The sequence below is a fragment of the Pseudomonas sp. RL genome (assembly GCF_000647775.1).
In the GTDB taxonomy this organism is placed as follows: domain Bacteria; phylum Pseudomonadota; class Gammaproteobacteria; order Pseudomonadales; family Pseudomonadaceae; genus Serpens; species Serpens flexibilis.
In genome coordinates, this window is the sequence record NZ_JBOY01000130.1 from 1 (window position 1) to 1,214 (window position 1,214).

Genomic DNA, 1,214 nt, shown 5'->3' on the forward strand with positions numbered 1-1,214 from the left:
CGCCGACGCCGGCAACGCCATCAGCTCGTCCTCGGTCATGCTGTTGATGTCCAGGCGCTCGTCGCCCTCCCCGGCCAGCGGCGGCGGCGCGCTCGATCATGATGGTAGCAATTTGATATAATATGGACTGCGGCCGAGCAGCCGCACGAGTAATTGGGAATTTAATAGCAGGACCGGAAATGATTTTACATCAACCCAAACGCAACATTACCTTTACGCTAGTTCTTTTCGCAATTGCAGCCCTGGCAGGTTGCACCCGTAGCCAGCCCGTCCCCTCAAAAACAGCCCCGCCCGCCCCTGCGCAAGCCCAAAAGGCGGCAGCTCAACCAACGCAAGACCCTCGCATCCAGTTTCTTGATCGGTACATTCGAGTAGCGATGGCAAAGGACTACGACAAACGAAGCGAGCAAGTCCGCTTCTTTTCTCGGGATTATCTAATCCAGAATAAAATCAACATCCAGGCACCAGGGATCGATGGCATTGTATATGACTCGCACACTCACCACATCATAGACATAAGAGGGGAATATTTTGATATTGAACACCATCTCATCCCTGGCACCTGCCCAAACTGCATAGACAAGACGCCTGACGTCACCAGATACCGCATTATTTCGCAGGGGGATGGGTTCGCAATTCTGCCGGCACCCCAAAAAGGTCGAGGTACGGCACCATACTGGCAGCACTTTACGGGGTCAAAGGCAGCCATCTCCCATGAAATTTCCCCCGTCGCACAAGATGATCCAAAATTAGCTTTTCTGAATAGCTACTGGAATTATTTACTGCACATTACTGACAGCAACAAAGACAGATTGAAACGAATCGAATTCTTTTCCCCAAGCTACTTTAAAGAGAATGATATCGACCCTTTCTTCATGGAGTTCAATGGGTGGCCATTTGATAAATTCAAGGTCGTTGGCCGCAGCGGAAATTATTATGACACCGAAATAGACTGCAACATTTGCAGTACCCGAATGATAATCAGGACATTGATAACTGAAGAGAACGGCAAATATTACATAGCCCCGTGGGGACACAAAAAAGACTGGATTGAATATCAAACACGAGTTCTAGGTTACTACCCGCTGCCAGGGCTTTAAGAACCTGATAAGCCCGCGAGAGGCGGGCTTATCAGGTAACGCTGCGGTCAGAGCGTGTTCCCCAACAGCTTATCCAGCGCCGACGCCGGCAACGCCATCAGCTCGTCCTCGGTC

1 protein-coding gene is annotated in these 1,214 nt (G+C 50.7%); it reads left to right on the forward strand.

Features of this window, described 5'->3' with window-relative positions:
• Positions 1-179: 179 nt before the first annotated feature.
• The gene (locus tag AS93_RS20695; RefSeq protein ID WP_155956169.1) at positions 180-1,100 is read left to right on the forward strand and encodes an HNH endonuclease; all 921 of its coding nucleotides are present in this window, start codon (positions 180-182) and stop codon (positions 1,098-1,100) included.
• Positions 1,101-1,214: the final 114 nt, after the last annotated feature.